This window comes from Terriglobia bacterium (assembly GCA_035712365.1).
Lineage (GTDB): Bacteria > Acidobacteriota > Terriglobia > UBA7540 > UBA7540 > SCRD01.
Genome location: DASTAW010000007.1, coordinates 15,832 through 31,458 on the forward strand (window position 1 = coordinate 15,832; position 15,627 = coordinate 31,458).

A 15,627-nucleotide genomic window follows, 5' to 3' on the forward strand; every position below is an offset into this window, starting at 1 on the left:
TGGTGGAAGACAACGACAAAAAAACGACGACAGGGGGCCGTGGTGACATCGCCGGGCTCTCACGCCGTGAGTGGCTGATTGACGTGGGTAAGGCTGCTGCCCTGGCAGGAATCGCGGGGAAGGCAATTCCTCTCGGCGCTGAAGGACTGGTTGGGAACCCGGCTTCAGAAACCGGGCAGGAAAGTCTCCCACCGGGACTTTATCGTCCGTCGCCCGAGCATCTCGGGCACGCGCTGGGGAATGATATGCGGTTCCATCCGATTCCGCCGGGCTGCGAAGTTGATTTTATTCGCCCGCGTAAGGGGCCGTTCGAGCCGCAGTTTTTTTCTCGCGAGGAATACAAAGTGGTTCGCCGGCTGACTGCTTTGATGCTGGGTGAGCCTGCGGAGTCGCACGGAGAGAGCGTCCATTCTACAGATGGGAATATCGTAGACGAAGTGGGCGAGTGGATCGATCTCCACACTTACAGTTTCGCCGGTATTCGCGAGGCGGCCGGGCGGCTGACTTCGGAGCAGGTGGCGCTCGCCAAAGCGTACGACGGCGCTCCGCTCCTGCACGGCCTCAAGACCGCCGACCCTCAGAAGACATATCGGGCCGGATTGTCGTGGATGGCCGGGGAGTCGAACCGGCGGTACGGACATGGTTTTATCGAGCTTCGCGAGGAACAGCAGACCGCCATCCTCGACCTCATCAGCGATACTCGGACCCGAAGCAGCGCTGACAACGACGGCACACGCTTTTTCCAGCAGCTCAAGCACGACATTATTTCAGGCTTCTACACCTCGAGGACCGGCCTGAAAGAACTTGATGACAAGGCCAACCGGTTTTACGCAGAATCGCCCGGTTGTCCGTCTTCCACGGCCAATCGGCGGAAGCCGCAAAGTTAGGTTGCCGAAAATCGTCCTTCATCTATTCCAGCCTCTAAAGACAACGGTGTGCTGCTTTCTGGGCGCGTGGCGCGCTTGCGTGGATCAGCCGAAGAGTTGTACCCTCTCCTTCCGGGAAAGCTGCCCGCGTGCCGACACTTATCTGGCGATAGGACGCCTGCGAGGAGCGTTTTGGGGTGTCCGCGCTGGCTGTTAATTTGAGGATAAATCCGATCCGTATTGGGCATCCGCCCGGCGACAAAGTCTTGTATTGAGGATGAAGCAAGTGCCAGTCCCCGTGGAGAATACCAAAATGAAAACGAGAACCCTGCCTGACAAGATCCAGAAACTAATGACGCGCGATTGGGAAGTGGACTACGCAAGCCGATGGTTCCTGTCGAAAATCGTGGCAGCAGTAGCGTTCCTGATAGTGTTCGGCGCCAGTCCGAGCGTGGCGCAGCAGGGTATAAATTATGACGAGTCAAAGGCGCCGGCATACACGCTGCCGGACCCTCTCGTGATGGCCAACGGACAACGGGTGACGAACGCCCGGATGTGGACGGCGGAGCGGCGTCCGGAATTGCTGAAACTGTTTGAGACGTATGAATACGGACGCAGCCCCGGCCGGCCCAAGGGAATGACCTTCCAGGTACTTTCCGTGGAGGTGAACGCTCTTGGCGGCAAGGCCGTCAGGAAGCAGGTGCTGATCAACTTTACCGGCAAGCAGGATGGACCCAGGATGCGGCTCCTGATTTACCTGCCGAAGGGCGTAACGAAGCCGGTCCCCATCTTTCTCGGCCTGAACTTTGGCGGCAACCAGACTGTTGCCCCGGACCCTGGAATTACCATCAATCCGGGTTGGGTGGGAAGAGGCTGGGGGGTCATTGACCATCACGCGACCGAGGAATCGCGAGGCGCTAGTGCCTGCCAGTGGCAATTGCAGAAGATTCTCTCCCGTGGCTACGGACTGGCTACGGCATATTACGGCGATATCGAACCGGATTTCGACGGCGGCATCCGGCACGGGGTTCGGGCGCTCTATTTGCATCCAGGGCAGTCAGCGCCGGCGGCTGACGGCTGGGGAGCTATTGGAGCATGGGCCTGGGGACTGAGCCGCGCCATGGATTATCTGGAGACGGACAAGGACGTGGACCCCCATCGCGTGGCCGTCATCGGGCATTCACGGCTGGGCAAGACGGCCCTCTGGGCGGGAGCGCAGGACACGCGGTTTGCGCTTGTGATTTCCAACGATTCAGGCGAAGGCGGAGCCGCGCTCAGCCGGCACTGGATGGGCGAAACCGTCAAGGCCATCAATACCAGCTTCCCATGGTGGTTCTGCCGGAATTACAGGAAATTCAACGACGATGTCAACGCGCTTCCGGTGGACCAGCACGAATTGATTGGCCTGATCGCCCCGCGGCCCGTCTACATAGCGACAGCCGCCGGCGATTTATGGGCCGACCCGCGGGGCATGTTTCTGGCGGCCCGGGCTGCCGGTCCAGTTTATCGCCTCCTGGGGACGGATGGACTGGGCGCTGCCAAAATGCCAGGGATCGGTCATCCCGTGATGACCACGATCGGATTTCACCTGAGGTGCGGACCCCATGACGTCACCGCGTACGATTGGGACAGGTTTCTGGACTTTGCCGACAAGCACGAAAGGGTGCGGTAATTGGGCGTGCTGGCGTTCCTTAGATAGCCCATTCAATGCGGGATTGGAGCCGTTGCATATTTCAGGGCGGTTGTCAATCTATTGAACCCTTGTGCGCTATCTGCTAACCTGACGGTTTATTCTCATGGCCACGCCGTGTAGAAAATGTGGGGCGACAAAGACAGAACGCGCGAACCGCGGCCTTTTGTATCTGGCGGCCCGAAAGTGCGGTTATCGTTTGCGCCTGTGTTCCCGGTGCCGCAGGCGGCGCTTGCTGCTCCTTGAAGAACATACTGATGAGCCGGTTCTGCCGCGAAAGGGGCGGTCCCTGGTAGGACTGCGAAGCTCGCCGGCGCGGTCCCGCAATACTGAAAAGGCCGTCCTCAACTGTCCGCGTTGCGGCGGGTTGGACTTTCAAAGAACGAAGCGCCGGTGGTATGAGCGAGCTCTCCGCCGCTCTCCGATGGCACGGTGCCGGCATTGTCACCGTCGGTTTCCGGTGGCCGCTGTGTAGCAGGATCGGAGCAACACCGTCAAGAATCTTCCACGAAAATTTCTCGGAGCTTTGCTTTCGGCATTGACCATCGATGGCTGGTCCTAGTGGATTAAATCGCGATACACCATCGCCCCTGCCGGCGCTCACTGTAACTCAGCGGATCGTGGCCTCGACCGGCATCGTCATGGCGAGCATTCTGGCCAGCCGCCTGCTTGGTTTTCTGCGCGAGTGGGCTGTCGCCCACCAGTTCGGCTCGAGCGCGGTTACCGACGCCTACTACACGGCTTTTACACTCCCCGATTTTGTCAACTACCTGGTTGCCGGAGGCTCGCTCAGCATCACTTTCATTCCCGTTTTTGTTAAATACATGGCGGAGGACAATGAAGAGGAAGGATGGTATGTCTTCTCGACCGTGATCACCTCGATGGTGCTTCTGCTGATCATCCTGGTGGCGGTGGGAGAGATTTTTGCTCCAGCGCTCCTCCACGTGATAGCGCCGGGCTTCAATCCGGCGGAAACAACGCACGCTGTGTATCTGACCCGGCTGATGATGCCGGCGCAAATCTTCTTTTATCTTGGCAGCATCCTGACCGCCGTGCAGTACGCCAAGGGACGTTTCCTGATCTCCTCTCTGGGTCCTGTCGTCTACAATCTGGGCATCATCCTGTGCGGTTTCCTGCTTGCCTCTTCCGTGGGCATCACCGGCTTTTCGGTTGGTGTCTTGATCGGCGCCTTTGCTGGGAACCTGCTGCTCCAGATTTATGGCGCGCGTGGAGTGGGAGCCCGGTTCAGGCCCAACCTCAACCTGAGACATCCGGGCTTTCGGCTGTTCATCAAGCTCGCCGTTCCCGTCATGCTGGCGCTGTCGGTGGTCTACTCCGATGACTGGATTATCCGCTGGTTTGGGTCTTACCTGGTTCCTGCGTCAATCACCTGGTTGAGCTATGCCAAAATCCTGATGCGGGTCCCGATCGGCGTCATCGGGCAGGCCGTGGGCGTAGCTTCATTTCCTTTTCTGGCCCAGCTCTACGCCGAAAAAAAATATGACGAACTCAACCGCACTCTCAACACGACACTGAAAGGCCTGCTGCTGATGATCGTGCCAGTCTCAGCGCTCACGATTGCCATGAGCCGGCCGCTGGTCTACTTCGTTTTTTCGCACACCCGCCTTCGCGTCCCTGATCTGAATGCCACGGCCGCGGCCCTGGCGCTGTTCTCGACCAGCATGTTCGCCTGGGGAGCTCAAGGTATCCTGGCAAGAGGATTTTACGCCGGACGCGACACACTTCGGCCGGCGCTGTATGGGACTGCCGTAACCTTTCTGAACCTGCCGGTATACTGGCTGCTGGTGAGGTCTACACAGTTCAAGGGGCTTGCCCTGGCAAGCTCAATCGGCATATCGGCTTACACGGTTGTGCTTTTTGTCTCGCTTTATAGGTCTACGGGCAACAAGGCGACCCTGGAGATGGCGGGGTTTTTTCTGAAGACCTCGGCTGCTTCAGCCGTCGGCGCCATCGGCGCATTTGAGATTGTCCGTTGGCTCGAAGGCGTAACAAACTGGCAAAACTCGTCGGGCGCTCTCATCGTGTTGATCGTGGCCACGCCGGTGGGGCTGGCACTGACCGGGCTCGCCGCAAAGCTTCTCGGCATCCGGGAAATGGATCACTATCTGAAATCGATTCCGCTGTTCTCCCGCCTTCGACGAAGTTCCCGCTGATGCAAAGGCCGCCTGCTTTCCCGCCGATTTCGCTACGGTCATTTCCCGATGCAAAACCGGGAAAAGATAATGCCCAGGATGTCTTCAACATCAGTGGCTCCGGTCAGTGTGTCCAGAGGCCGCAGCGCTTCGTAGAGGTCGAGCAGGAGCATCTCGTGGTGCATCCGCTCACAAGCCGCCTGGCGGCACCGCTCGAGAGCCTGAAGCGATTCCCGAAGTAGCTGCTGGTGTCTGAGGTTGGTGACCAGTTCGCCTTCCGAGCCGATCGGGCTCCCGGCCCCCGCCGCCTGCAGTATCCTGTTGCGTAGTTCCTCGATGCCCTGTCCGGTCAGCGCGGAGGTGATAACTGTTTCCACTGGCCCGGGCGACTCGTCATCTTCGGCCCGGATCGCCTGCCGGATGGCGTTCATGCTGGTGCTTGCGGGCAGATCGGATTTGTTCGCAACCACCAGCATGGACCCCATCCGGCTTGCCTTGCGGAGCAATTCCGCATCCTCCTCGGTCCAGTCCTGCGAGGTGTCCACCACCACGAGCCGCAGGTCAGAATCGGCCATCGCCTGGTTCGTGCGCTCGACGCCGATCTTTTCCACTTCGTCCGTCGTTGCCCGAATGCCGGCCGTATCGACGAGGCGCACAGGAATGCCGCCAATGGAGGCGCTTTCGGTCACCAGATCTCTTGTTGTGCCCGGAATTTCAGTCACGATGGCGCGGTCCATGTTCAGCAGGCGGTTGAAGAGGCTGGATTTGCCAACGTTGGGGCGGCCTACAATAGAAAGGCTCAGCCCCTCGCGGACGATCCTGCCAAACGCATAACCGCGCACCATTTTCTCAACATCGGTCTTAACGCCGTCGAGATCGTTGAGCAAGTCCTTCCAGTCGATCACCTCAACGTCGTCATCGGCGAAGTCAATTCCGGCTTCGAGCCTGGCGATCAGGTCCAGAAGGGCTTGTTTGTGCGGTTTCAGCCGTGCTGAAAGGGAGCCCCCAAGCTGCGTGGCCGCCACTCGCGCCTGGTAGAGCGTTCGCGATTCTATCAGGTCCCGAATGGCTTCAGCCTGGGTGAGGTCGATGCGGCCGTTCAGGAAGGCGCGCATTGCAAACTCACCCGGCTCCGCCGCCCGCGCGCCGCGCTCCAGGCAGCATTCCACCAGATACCGCAAAATAACCGGAGCGCCGTGGCAGGAAATCTCTACGACGTCCTCGCCCGTATAGGAATGCGGCGTACGGTAAAACGTCACGACGACTTCGTCCAGGAGCTTGCCGGTGTGGGGATCCAGGAATTTGCTCAAAGTCGAGCGTTGCGCTTCGGTCGGCAGTTTTGCCGGTCGAACCAGTTGGGAGGTGATTTCGACGGCCTGCTCACCCGAGAGGCGCACCACACCGATGCCTCCGCGGCCCGGTGGAGTGGCAATGGCCACGATGGTGTCTTCTTTCATCATGCCAAAACCTGTGGGGGTTTCAGGAAGGAGATGTCGAGGGGTAGATAACAACCTTTCGGGACGGTCCCGCGCCTTCACTCATTGTCTTCACCGTGGCTTCGTCCTTGAGAGCCAGGTGAACAATGCGCCGCTCGCGCGAACTCATGGGGGTCAGGTGGAACGGGATCCCGGTTTCAACGGCCTGGCGGGCCGCCATGAGAGCTGTCAATTTGAGCTCCTCAGCCCGGACCTGCCTCCAGTCGTCGCAATCAAAACTGATCCTGCCGTACAGCTCATCATCCACGTGCACTGCTTTCAGGACGACATATTCAAGGGCATCCAGCAGGGCCGCGTTTTTCTCCAGCAGCAAATCGCAGTCGGGACCGTCAAAATTCACAAGGATGCAGGGAGCGTTGGCATCGAGTCTAGGGGTGTCACATCTCCGCACGTTGGCCGTAAGTTCAAAGCCTCCGTGCTGGATGATCTGCGTCACAAGGGATTCGATTGCGGCCAGGTAACTATCGGCCGATGGCTCTGATGAAAATTGTGTCGTCATAGTCTTTGCTCGCTACGCCTTTGCCTCAACTGTCTTTGCCGGACTCAAAGGCGGCTGCTTCGGGGTGATGAAGCGGTTGATGATAAGCTGCTGCCCAATGCCAACTACGTTCGCTGCGAGGAAATAGAGCACGAGTCCACTGGCCAGGTGAAAGAACATCAGACCGAATACCAGGGGCATGATGGTCATCATGCGTTTCTGGTTCGGATCGGTCACGGCCATGGGGGTCATCTTCTGCATGAAAAACATGCTCACCATCATGATCACCGGCAGGATCGGAATCGGCAGACCCATGATATGGGAAGGATCGGGCAGGGACAAGTCCTTTATCCACAGGATCCATGGAGCGTGGCGAAACTCGAAGGGCGTCTCCAGCGACTCATAAAAGCCATAAAGAATAGGTAACTGCGGCAGCATCGGCAAGCACCCGCCCAGCGGATTGATCCCGTGTTCCTGGTAGAGCTTCATCACCTCCTGGTTCATTCGGGCCTTGCGAGGGTCATTGAACTTGTACTGCTTATAGCGGTCCTGAATACTCTTGACGAGGGGCCCGATCCGCTGCATTTCCTGTGCAGAGCGGATGCTCTTGAGCTTCAGCGGGAACAGGGCCATGTTCAGGACAATGGTCAGAATCACGATTGCCCAGCCGTAATTGTGTACCCAGTGGTCATAGATATAGCGCAAGCCCAGGAACAGCGGTTTGGCGATCACGCTGAACCAGCCGAAATCCACCAGACCTGTCAGCGAAGGCTGCGTTGTGTCCAGAACGTCCAGCGCCTTGGGAGCGACAAATAGCCTGAATGTCACCGGCTGCGCCGTCGAGCTTCCCAATTCCGCGTAACCTGCTTTGGGAGTTTCCTTTTTGTTCCCGTTTTCAGGGTTCCAGGACGTGTATCCCGCGCTGAAGACCTGATCTGACGATCCAGGAAAGAAGATGCCGACAAAATAACGGTCTTCAAGTCCTGCAAAGCCGAACGGGCCGGATGTTGTCAGTTGGCTCTCAAGCTTGCGGAGATCGGGGGTTTCGAGCTTGCCACTGGTTTCGTAGGCCACCTTGCCTTGTGCGAATTGCTCCTGTTCGGAAAGCGAATGGTCGCCGAAACCTCCAACCCACGCCACCCGAACGGGAACGTAATTCTGGTCCCGTGCTACGCCCACGCTCGACTGCACCATGTAATCCGAGCCGAAGGTAAACTTCTTCTGGACCTGGACGTGGCCGTCGCTGTACGTCAGTTCAAGCGTGGCGGGCGCTTCCAGCTTGGTGCCGGACGGCTGGGCAACATAAAGCGCCTGATTCACCTTCTGATTGAGCGATTCATCCGCTGTCCTCAGGCTCATCGGGTACCCGAGCTGCTTGCAGGCAGCGGCATCCACCACGTCGAGAGGTTTGCCGTTGGCATCCGTATATTTTTTCAGGATCCAACTCTTCACCACGCCTCCCCGCGTGGAAAAAGTGATCCGGTAAAGATCATTTTCGACGACGATATCCTGCGCCTGCTGGCCTTCTGAAACGGGTATCTGCGGAGCAGGAGGGACTTTGGGCGTTTCCGGCTTTCCAGCAGCTTGTTGGGTCCCGTTCGCCCCTGCGGCCTGCTGGGCTGTGGTGTGCGCGGCGCCGGAGGGTTTCGGCGCTGGGGGCGGCGTTTTGACAAACATGACCCGCCATAGCAGCAGCAGGACGAATGACAGGGCGAACGCTATCATTACCCTTTTTTCGTTGTCCATGGACGAAAGGCTTTCTGTTTAACTCTCTTGCCCCGGTGCTGCTGGGAATCAGGGAACCGGATCGTAACCGCGGCCACCCCAAGGCCGGCACCTCAACAGCCGACGGGCTGCCAGTCGCGTTCCTTCCCATGCACCCCACTTTGCCACAGCGCCAAACGCGTAAGCCGAACAGGATGGGTAAAAGCGGCAAGAGGAGGGCACAATGGGCGATAGACAAATCTGGTAGAAGCGAATGGATCCCAAAAGCAGGTATCTCAGGCCGTAGGCTCCTCCGCGGAAGATGCTTCGGGCGGTCTGGCGGGGAAAAGGCGCAACAGTTCCCGTTCCAGGGCCGAGTAGGCGACCTTGGCAGCCGCGGGACGAGGGTTCAGCACAATGTCCCAGCCGCCCGGCAGTTCCTTTCGATTCAGCCGGAAAATTTCTCTCACGCGCCGCTTGATGCGGTTCCGCAAGACGGCCGTACCCAGACGCCTCGGCACGGTGATGCCCAGGCGCGTCTGGGCCAACCCGTTCGGTCGATAAAAGATGGTGCATAGCGATGCACTTCGGCGCTGCCCCTGCTCGTAAACCCGTTGAAATTCCAATCGACGGAGCAGCCGATATTGCTTGGGGAAAGCAGCCGAATCGGGAGTCACGGAGTCAGACGGTGGCGACCCTTTTGGCGGCGCCGCTTTAACGTCTGACGCCCCCCTGGGGTTCGCATGCGAATCCGAAATCCGTGCGTTTTGGCACGCCGACGCCGATTGGGTTGGTAAGTCCTCTTCAAAGCTATCACTCCCTGTTAAGTTCGCGGCCCTAAAGCCTAAACAGCTACGATAACCCGCAGCTTCCAGCCAAGTCAAGCTGCGGACGCGCTGAATATCTGCAGAATTTTGGGCCGCGAGGCGATCTATCGACGGCGAAAACTCATTCTCAAAGCCGGGGCAACTTAGCTGCGCACGGGATTCAAGATCACCGCCTCAGGGGCGCCGGGCTTTCTTGCTGCCGGTTGCGCTGAGGCTGGCTCATCCCTTATATATAGCGTTGACACTCGATCCTCGCTTTGCAGGACGGATTCAATGAAACCAAAGTCATCGCCATCTTCACACGCTTTCAGAACAGCCGGACGGTCCGATGCCGAGAGAGAGTATCTCGTCTACGTTGGCTCGTACAACACAGCGAGGGGGAAGGGCATCCATGGGTTTCGATTTGACCCTGCGGCCGGCCGGCTCAGACTCATAGGTCTCGCAACGGAAGCAGTGAATCCCACATTCGTAACTGCGAGCACGGACGGCCGGTTCCTTTACGCGACCAAAGAAGTGGCGCGGCACGAGGGCAAAAAGGGCGGCGCGGTCAAAGCGTTTGCCATCGACAGCAGGACCGGCAGGCTTCGCTTCCTCAATGAAGCCGCTTCAGGCGGCGCCATCCCGTGCTACGTAAGGTTGGATAACACCGGCAGGTACGCGATGGTGGCCAACTACGGCAGCGGCAGCGTCACCGTGATCGAAGTCCGCCAGGACGGCCGCCTCGGCAAGGTGACCGCGTTTGAGCAGCACGCCGGTTCTGGCGTTAATCCCCAGCGGCAGGAAGGGCCGCACGCACATTCCATCAACGTGTCCCCCGACAATCGTTTCGCGGTTGCCGCAGACCTCGGCCTCGATAAAGTTTTTGTCTATCGCTTCGATGAAAACACCGGCGTGCTTGCGCCCCACCATCCCGCCTATGCCATGGTTAATCCAGGCTCGGGGCCGCGACACATTGCGTTTGCGCGCAACGGCCGATTCGTTTACGTCATCGGCGAGATGAAGTCAAACATCACGACGTTCGCGTATGATGCCGCGCGCGGCAGGCTGCGAAAACTGCAGACCATCTCAACGCTTCCGAAAGGCTATAAGGGCCAGAGTGATTGCGCCGAGGTTGCCGTGAGCCCGTCCGGGAAATTCGTCTACGGATCGAACCGCGGTCACGACAGCATTGCCGTTTTTGCAGCCGACCCGAAGAAGGGAACTCTCACTCCGGTCGAGCGCGTGCCAAGCGGCGGCAGGACTCCGCGCCACTTTGCCATTGATCCGACCGGCGCCTGTCTTCTTGTGGCCAATCAGGAGTCGGATACTTTAGTCGTTTTTGCCATCGACAGGAAGACCGGGCGGCTGATTCCCACCGGCGAAACGGCAGCCGTCAGCTCGCCGGCGTGCGTGCGATTTGTGACTTTCTGACAGGCCGCGCAATTTTTACCCAGTGTACCGCAAACAAACAATTTTTATGTGTGAGGGCCAATTTCCGCTCGAAAAATATATATAACTATAAGATACTAAACAAGTTGTAATTTTTACATTTTTGGATCTGGAAAATCCCATCCGTCCCATTTTCGGGGTGTCCAACTCGATGTAGGCTCGTATAGGAGGCTCGTGAAGTCGGTGCCGCGCTGGGTTTGCACCGCTTGCGGTGTTGGCGACGTGCGCGGCCAACAGGCGCTGGGGTGCCTTTGTTGCGATGACCTTCAGGCCGGCATGTGCCGGATCCGGGCCGGGCGCTCCGGGGCGGCATGTGCTTGCCGGCCGCGGCGCCCCGGCAACAAAATTCATTCAAAAGGCTTGACTCAGAGTCCTCTGCATGATAGAGTACTCTGCAAATCGAAAAAGAGGTCGTTATGCCCATGCCCAATGAACAAGCCGCCCGCTCTCTCCACGAAATCGAACAAGCTTCCCGCCGCAGCGCCGTTGCCTACGGCTACGAGAAGGCCTCGCCCCATCTCATCCTGTGGGGCTTCATCTGGATGGCCGGTTATTCCGCCACCTACTTTCGGCCGCAGGCCGGCGCCGTGTGGCCGCTCCTGGTGCTCGCGGGTCTCGCCGGAGATTTCTGGATCGCCCGCTGCACAGCCGCCGGGGGTTCCGGGACCCGCGACTGGCGCATTGGCGCCGCCATGCTGGCCGTGTTCCTGTTTTTCGCGGCGCTTTTCGCCATCATGCCGCCGCGCTCGGGCTTGCAAGTGGCCGCGATCATTCCCATATTCGTCGCTCTATGCTACACGATGGCCGGCTTCTGGATGCGCGGCGCGAGGTTTGTTCTGCTCGGCTTCGCCCTTGGTGCACTGAGCGTCGCGGGATATGTGTGGCTGGCCCACTATTTCCTGTTGTGGATGGCAGCCGCAGGCGGCGGGGCATTGATTACGGGTGGCCTGTGGCTGAGGAGGGTCTGAGCTGTGGAACAACCCGACCCCGCTATTCACCAGCCGACGCGGCTCAAAATCATGGCCGCGCTCAAAGCGCTGCCTTCCCGCGCGCAGTTGGAATTTACGCGCCTCAAGGCCATCGTCGGCGCCACGGACGGCAACCTCGGTGCGCACATCAGCACACTTGAAGAATCCGGCTACGTCGAAGTCGAAAAAACATTCGTGAGAAAGAAGCCCCGCACGCGCGTTCGCCTCACCCGGTCGGGCCGCCGCGCCTTCGAGGACTACGTCGCCTACCTGCGCGAAATTGTCGGAGACGCCTGACGCGCCAGACGCTCCGGCACGCCGGGAGCGAATATTCGGTGTAAGCGCCTCCTGCCGACCAAGGAGATTAACCCCTTCTCCTCATAGACCCGTAACGTTGACGCAGGAACACCCGACCGCCGCGACACTTCAGTTATGTCCACGTCTGCATACCCCTTGACCTCAAGTCGACTTGAAGTAGCAGAATATGCTTAGTAGCTCTTGAAAGTAAGAGAGGGAGGCAGATTGACGACAAGTACGATCGATGGCTCGAAAGCGGCAAAATCACGGATGACCGAGCTCCAAAACAATCCATCCAATCCATGGCGGGGCACGCTCGCCGGCTTTGTCGCGCTCCTCGTAGGAATCGGGATCGGCCGTTTTGCCTATCCTCCACTCATCCCAGCCTTAGTACGGCAACACTGGTTCTCGGCGCCGAAAGCGGATTACCTCGCGGCGACAGCGTTGGCAGGCTACGTAGTGGGCGCGTTTTTTGCCGGCCATCGGCGATGGAAGCCGGGGCCAAGCATCACAATTCGAACGAGCATGATCGTTGCTTCCGCGAGCTTTGTCGCGTGCGTGAGGCCGATCGGGTTCGATTGGTTTTTTCTATGGCGGTTCCTTGCGGGCGTTGCGGGAGGTTTCCTGATGGTCACCGCCGTTCCGTTGATTATCGCCCGCACGCCGGCAGAGTTCCGGGGGCGCGCCAGCGGCGTCATTTTTACCGGCATCGGAGCAGGAATAGCAGCCTCGGGAACGCTCGTTCCCGTGCTGGCGAACCGCAGCCTCGCGGAGGCATGGTTGGGCATCGGCCTAGCCAGCTTTGTTCTGACCGCTGCCACATGGCGATATTGGCCACGTCTCCGAACGCCTGTGTCAACGCATCCGGCCGAAAACCACTCGATCAGGCTTTCGGCGCCGATGGCCCTATTACTGGCTGCTTATTGCAGCGCCGCCGCTGGGTTCGCTCCGCATTCCGTCTTCTGGGTGGATTTTATCGCCCGCGGGCTGCGCCGAGGGTTGGCGTCTGGCGGGCATTACTGGGTGATTATGGGATTTGCCGCTGCTGCAGGACCGATCTTTGCTGGCCTGGTCGCGGATGGCGCGGGCTTCGCCTTCAGCTTGCGCTGCGCGATAGTAATCGAAGCCGTTGGCGTGGGTTTGCCCGTTTTTTCGCACTCCGCATGGTCTCTAACGCTATCTTCCGTTCTGGTCGGATCAATGTCTATGGCAGTGGTCACGCTTACGGCCGGAAGGGTATCCGAACTTGTTCCTATTTCCGGACAAAAACAGGCATGGGGCTGGATGACCGCCGGCTTTTCCATCGTGTATGCGGCAGACGCATGGGGATTGTCCTTTTTGTTTGCAGAAACGCGTTCCTACGGATTGATTTTCGCGGTCGGCGCAGCCGCTCTCCTCGCCGGAGCGCTTTTCGAAGCCGCCAGCTCGCACGCGGCATCAGCCGCCCGGATAAATGCGAAACCGCAGGCATCCAGGCCCAAGTGAAATTGAATGGGGAATCCAACGGGCCGTTCGCCGCCTAAGAATTCGGCGGTACTATCGACCGGGCAGTCCAACCGTAATAACATGAGCCGGTAGCCACAGTCAGTGCAGTTCTGACTGTGGGTTCTTTGTGGGGCAATAGCTCACGGCACAGGCCCGGTGCCGTGGCTACCAATGGCACCGCATACATCGCAAAGAGAGCGACGTATGCGCGACCCGCCCGGAGGACCACGCTACCCATGCGGCCCCTTGTTTCTTATTCAGTGACTTGTCATGCTTAGTTTATGTTCTTGACTTCCAATTACTTAAATGATATACGTGTGGAATCAAGACCTTGCGGTGTTCGCATGCCGCACCGGTTGCAAGACGTTCGACCTAAGCGCCACTCAAGCAAGATATGAAAAAGCATGTTGGTAGCCACGACACAAGTCCGGTGCACCTACGACTAGCTTCAGGGAGGTGAAATGAAATACCTATTACTCGCTGCCATATTCTGGACGGCACCTGCGTCGGCTCTCGCCCAGCCCTCGCCGATTAGCTGCGGTCAAACGCTCTACATTGCACCCATGCAGCAAGGGTTGGACGGATACATCCGTGCGCAACTCGTGAATAACGGATTCCCGCTCACGGTGACTACTGTTGAGCAGAAAGCCGACCTAATCATGAGTGGGGATTCCCAAACGTTTAAGAGCCATTGGTACAATTCCTCAACCGCAAACAAGATGACGGGGAACGTTACGATAACTGACCGTTCCGGCAAGGTGGTTTGGGCCGGTTCTGCTGGTGACCGGAGCCTCTGGTGGGGGAACATGGCCAAGCACGGGCCTGAGAAAGTGGCAAAGAGAATTGTTGAGAGGCTCATGAAGGGCGCGCCGAAGCACTGCAACTGAATGTTCGCCGCCTCCGCGCCGCTTCTCTGCCGTGGATTCGCGTAATTTTGCGAACCCACGGCAAAAGTATGATGCTGGTCGCACTATGCCTTGAGCGGCTGAAGCCGGGCGGCTGCAGGGTGGTGGTGATGACATAGCTGAAGCTATGTCCCGCTGGAAGCGGGCAGCCACGGCACACGGTTTGTGCCGTGGACTTTTTGCGGGGGAATCTTACGAACCCACACGGCATAGAAACGATGCCTGGCGACCAACCACAATGCCAGCATCGTTCAGCGGGGACAGGCACGGACAGGAGGCCGAATGGATGCTCGACCCTCTGCGGATGAGATCATCTCAGCGCAAACAACTACAGCGGACAAGATCCGCGCACTGGCACAGGCAGGCTATACCCGCACAGAAATCAGCAGGGTTCTTGGTATTCGCTATCAGCACGTGCGGAATGTCCTCCTTCGGTCCGGGATCACTGGTGGTCTGCGCAGACAAGTGGAGGTTGAAAGAGAGTCGGTAGCTGTCGAGGCCGCCCCGCCATCTCGCAAGGACGTTTCCTGGCAAGCGTTAACTAAGGCGGGATTCAAGCTGCTTGGTGAGTGGACTCGAGATGGAGAAAGCGCAATAAGGTTCGCCGGCCAGGCTCCAACCTCGCCCGGCGTGTACGCTTTTGTTGTAGATGATGTTGTCGTTTACGTGGGGCTTACCCTCAACGGACTCAGGACGCGATTTGACCAGTATCGCCGGGGCCACAAGCGACAGAGGACGAGCGCACGAATCAACAGCCTGATTGGGCGCACGTTAGCCGAGGGGAAGCACGTCAGAGCGCTTGCGGCCACGCCCAATCCCCTTGAGTGGCAGGGTCTACCCATCAACACGGCAGCCGGGCTTGAAGCGGGACTGATTGAGATGATTCAACCCTCATGGAATATCAAGGGAGCATGATGAGCAACGGGGTGGGCCAGCCACATTGCCACGGCACCGGGTTAGGTGCCGAGGGCTTTTTGCGCGGGATTTTACGAGCCCGCTACCAGCTAAGCCTCGAACCGCTCTATGAGATTTTCCAGCGCGCGTTGTCTGAACAATTCGTTCCTTAACTTGGGCTTTACCTTGTTATACCGAGGTAGTTGGAAGTACCGGCTCCAGAATGTGTGGACCAGAGCCGATTCTAGCTCCTTCCAGGTCTTAACGGCGGGAACGCCGGCGCATGTGGCTATATACACGTCGATGGTTTTGACCCCGTGTAATTTACCGAACGCCTGGCTAGCCTTGTTGACTGCTGACGCCGCAGGCCTCGCGGCTCCCTTCTTCGTTGTTCCGATGTAGATTATTCGCGACCGACGACCGCTTTTGTGCTTGT

The 15,627-nt window shown here is 58.6% G+C and carries 15 protein-coding genes and 1 pseudogene; 9 read left to right on the plus strand and 7 right to left on the minus strand.

Going from position 1 to position 15,627, the window contains the following annotated elements; all coding sequences use genetic code 11:
• The first annotated feature begins 2 nt into the window (after nucleotides 1-2).
• The 3 genes from VFQ24_01625 (at nucleotide 3) to murJ (ending at nucleotide 4,730) form a co-directional block, all read left to right on the plus strand.
• Nucleotides 3-887, plus strand: coding sequence for a gluconate 2-dehydrogenase subunit 3 family protein (locus VFQ24_01625; protein ID HET9177037.1), 885 nt, complete (start codon nucleotides 3-5; stop codon nucleotides 885-887).
• Nucleotides 888-1,179: 292 nt separating this feature from the next.
• Nucleotides 1,180-2,538 (plus strand): acetylxylan esterase, encoded by a 1,359-nt coding sequence (locus VFQ24_01630; GenBank protein ID HET9177038.1) that lies wholly within the window; start codon nucleotides 1,180-1,182, stop codon nucleotides 2,536-2,538.
• Nucleotides 2,539-3,104: 566 nt separating this feature from the next.
• A complete protein-coding gene (gene murJ / locus VFQ24_01635; GenBank protein HET9177039.1) occupies nucleotides 3,105-4,730 on the plus strand; it encodes a murein biosynthesis integral membrane protein MurJ in 1,626 nt (541 codons plus the stop codon).
• Nucleotides 4,731-4,768: 38 nt separating this feature from the next.
• On the opposite strand, the gene mnmE is transcribed toward murJ, so the two are convergent.
• From mnmE to rpmH, 6 genes are read right to left on the minus strand one after another with little or no spacing between them, the layout of a single operon-like run.
• Entirely contained in the window at nucleotides 4,769-6,169 is a 1,401-nt protein-coding gene (mnmE, locus tag VFQ24_01640) for a tRNA uridine-5-carboxymethylaminomethyl(34) synthesis GTPase MnmE (GenBank protein HET9177040.1), read from the minus strand.
• 19 nt (nucleotides 6,170-6,188) lie between these two features.
• Nucleotides 6,189-6,704, minus strand: coding sequence for a R3H domain-containing nucleic acid-binding protein (locus VFQ24_01645; protein ID HET9177041.1), 516 nt, complete (start codon nucleotides 6,702-6,704; stop codon nucleotides 6,189-6,191).
• 12 nt (nucleotides 6,705-6,716) lie between these two features.
• A complete protein-coding gene (gene yidC, locus VFQ24_01650; protein HET9177042.1) occupies nucleotides 6,717-8,429 on the minus strand; it encodes a membrane protein insertase YidC in 1,713 nt (570 codons plus the stop codon).
• A 48-nt stretch (nucleotides 8,430-8,477) separates the two neighbouring features.
• The gene (gene yidD / locus VFQ24_01655) at nucleotides 8,478-8,687 is read right to left on the minus strand and encodes a membrane protein insertion efficiency factor YidD (protein HET9177043.1); all 210 of its coding nucleotides are present in this window, start codon (nucleotides 8,685-8,687) and stop codon (nucleotides 8,478-8,480) included.
• Nucleotides 8,684-9,013, minus strand: a complete 330-nt coding sequence (gene rnpA, locus VFQ24_01660) for a ribonuclease P protein component (protein ID HET9177044.1) — start codon at nucleotides 9,011-9,013, stop codon at nucleotides 8,684-8,686. The genes yidD and rnpA overlap by 4 nt, the downstream gene beginning before the upstream one ends.
• Before the next feature lie 47 nt (nucleotides 9,014-9,060).
• Nucleotides 9,061-9,195, minus strand: coding sequence for a 50S ribosomal protein L34 (rpmH, locus tag VFQ24_01665; GenBank protein ID HET9177045.1), 135 nt, complete (start codon nucleotides 9,193-9,195; stop codon nucleotides 9,061-9,063).
• A gap of 292 nt (nucleotides 9,196-9,487) precedes the next feature.
• Here rpmH and VFQ24_01670 point away from each other — a divergent pair, with 292 nt between their 5' ends.
• The 3 genes from VFQ24_01670 to VFQ24_01680 all read left to right on the plus strand — a co-directional run bounded on the left by VFQ24_01670 (nucleotide 9,488) and on the right by VFQ24_01680 (nucleotide 11,907).
• Nucleotides 9,488-10,624, plus strand: a complete 1,137-nt coding sequence (locus VFQ24_01670) for a lactonase family protein (GenBank protein HET9177046.1) — start codon at nucleotides 9,488-9,490, stop codon at nucleotides 10,622-10,624.
• Between the two features lie 440 nt (nucleotides 10,625-11,064).
• The gene (locus tag VFQ24_01675; GenBank protein ID HET9177047.1) at nucleotides 11,065-11,610 is read left to right on the plus strand and encodes a hypothetical protein; all 546 of its coding nucleotides are present in this window, start codon (nucleotides 11,065-11,067) and stop codon (nucleotides 11,608-11,610) included.
• Nucleotides 11,611-11,661: 51 nt separating this feature from the next.
• Nucleotides 11,662-11,907, plus strand: coding sequence for a transcriptional regulator (locus VFQ24_01680; protein ID HET9177048.1), 246 nt, complete (start codon nucleotides 11,662-11,664; stop codon nucleotides 11,905-11,907).
• Between the two features lie 2 nt (nucleotides 11,908-11,909).
• Here the strand turns inward: VFQ24_01680 and VFQ24_01685 are convergent.
• Nucleotides 11,910-12,050: pseudogene (locus tag VFQ24_01685) on the minus strand (MerR family DNA-binding transcriptional regulator).
• A gap of 82 nt (nucleotides 12,051-12,132) precedes the next feature.
• Between VFQ24_01685 and VFQ24_01690 the strand changes: the two are divergent.
• The 3 genes from VFQ24_01690 to VFQ24_01700 all read left to right on the plus strand — a co-directional run bounded on the left by VFQ24_01690 (nucleotide 12,133) and on the right by VFQ24_01700 (nucleotide 15,212).
• The gene (locus tag VFQ24_01690) at nucleotides 12,133-13,392 is read left to right on the plus strand and encodes a YbfB/YjiJ family MFS transporter (protein HET9177049.1); all 1,260 of its coding nucleotides are present in this window, start codon (nucleotides 12,133-12,135) and stop codon (nucleotides 13,390-13,392) included.
• Between the two features lie 461 nt (nucleotides 13,393-13,853).
• Complete coding sequence (locus tag VFQ24_01695) at nucleotides 13,854-14,279, plus strand: DUF4136 domain-containing protein (GenBank protein HET9177050.1); 426 nt, start codon at nucleotides 13,854-13,856, stop codon at nucleotides 14,277-14,279.
• A 300-nt stretch (nucleotides 14,280-14,579) separates the two neighbouring features.
• Complete coding sequence (locus tag VFQ24_01700) at nucleotides 14,580-15,212, plus strand: hypothetical protein (GenBank protein ID HET9177051.1); 633 nt, start codon at nucleotides 14,580-14,582, stop codon at nucleotides 15,210-15,212.
• Nucleotides 15,213-15,627 lie beyond the last annotated feature (415 nt).

What these genes read in the sequence shown, in the direction of transcription:
- VFQ24_01670 (HET9177046.1), top strand. Translation starts at nt 9,488, where the DNA reads ATGAAACCAAAGTCATCGCCATCTTCACACGCTTTCAGAACAGCCGGA.
- VFQ24_01680 (HET9177048.1), top strand. Translation starts at nt 11,662, where the DNA reads ATGGCCGCGCTCAAAGCGCTGCCTTCCCGCGCGCAGTTGGAATTTACG.
- mnmE (HET9177040.1), bottom strand. Translation starts at nt 6,169, where the DNA reads ATGATGAAAGAAGACACCATCGTGGCCATTGCCACTCCACCGGGCCGC.
- yidC (HET9177042.1), bottom strand. Translation starts at nt 8,429, where the DNA reads ATGGACAACGAAAAAAGGGTAATGATAGCGTTCGCCCTGTCATTCGTC.
- VFQ24_01675 (HET9177047.1), top strand. Translation starts at nt 11,065, where the DNA reads ATGCCCAATGAACAAGCCGCCCGCTCTCTCCACGAAATCGAACAAGCT.
- VFQ24_01700 (HET9177051.1), top strand. Translation starts at nt 14,580, where the DNA reads ATGGATGCTCGACCCTCTGCGGATGAGATCATCTCAGCGCAAACAACT.
- VFQ24_01645 (HET9177041.1), bottom strand. Translation starts at nt 6,704, where the DNA reads ATGACGACACAATTTTCATCAGAGCCATCGGCCGATAGTTACCTGGCC.
- VFQ24_01630 (HET9177038.1), top strand. Translation starts at nt 1,180, where the DNA reads ATGAAAACGAGAACCCTGCCTGACAAGATCCAGAAACTAATGACGCGC.
- murJ (HET9177039.1), top strand. Translation starts at nt 3,105, where the DNA reads ATGGCTGGTCCTAGTGGATTAAATCGCGATACACCATCGCCCCTGCCG.
- VFQ24_01695 (HET9177050.1), top strand. Translation starts at nt 13,854, where the DNA reads ATGAAATACCTATTACTCGCTGCCATATTCTGGACGGCACCTGCGTCG.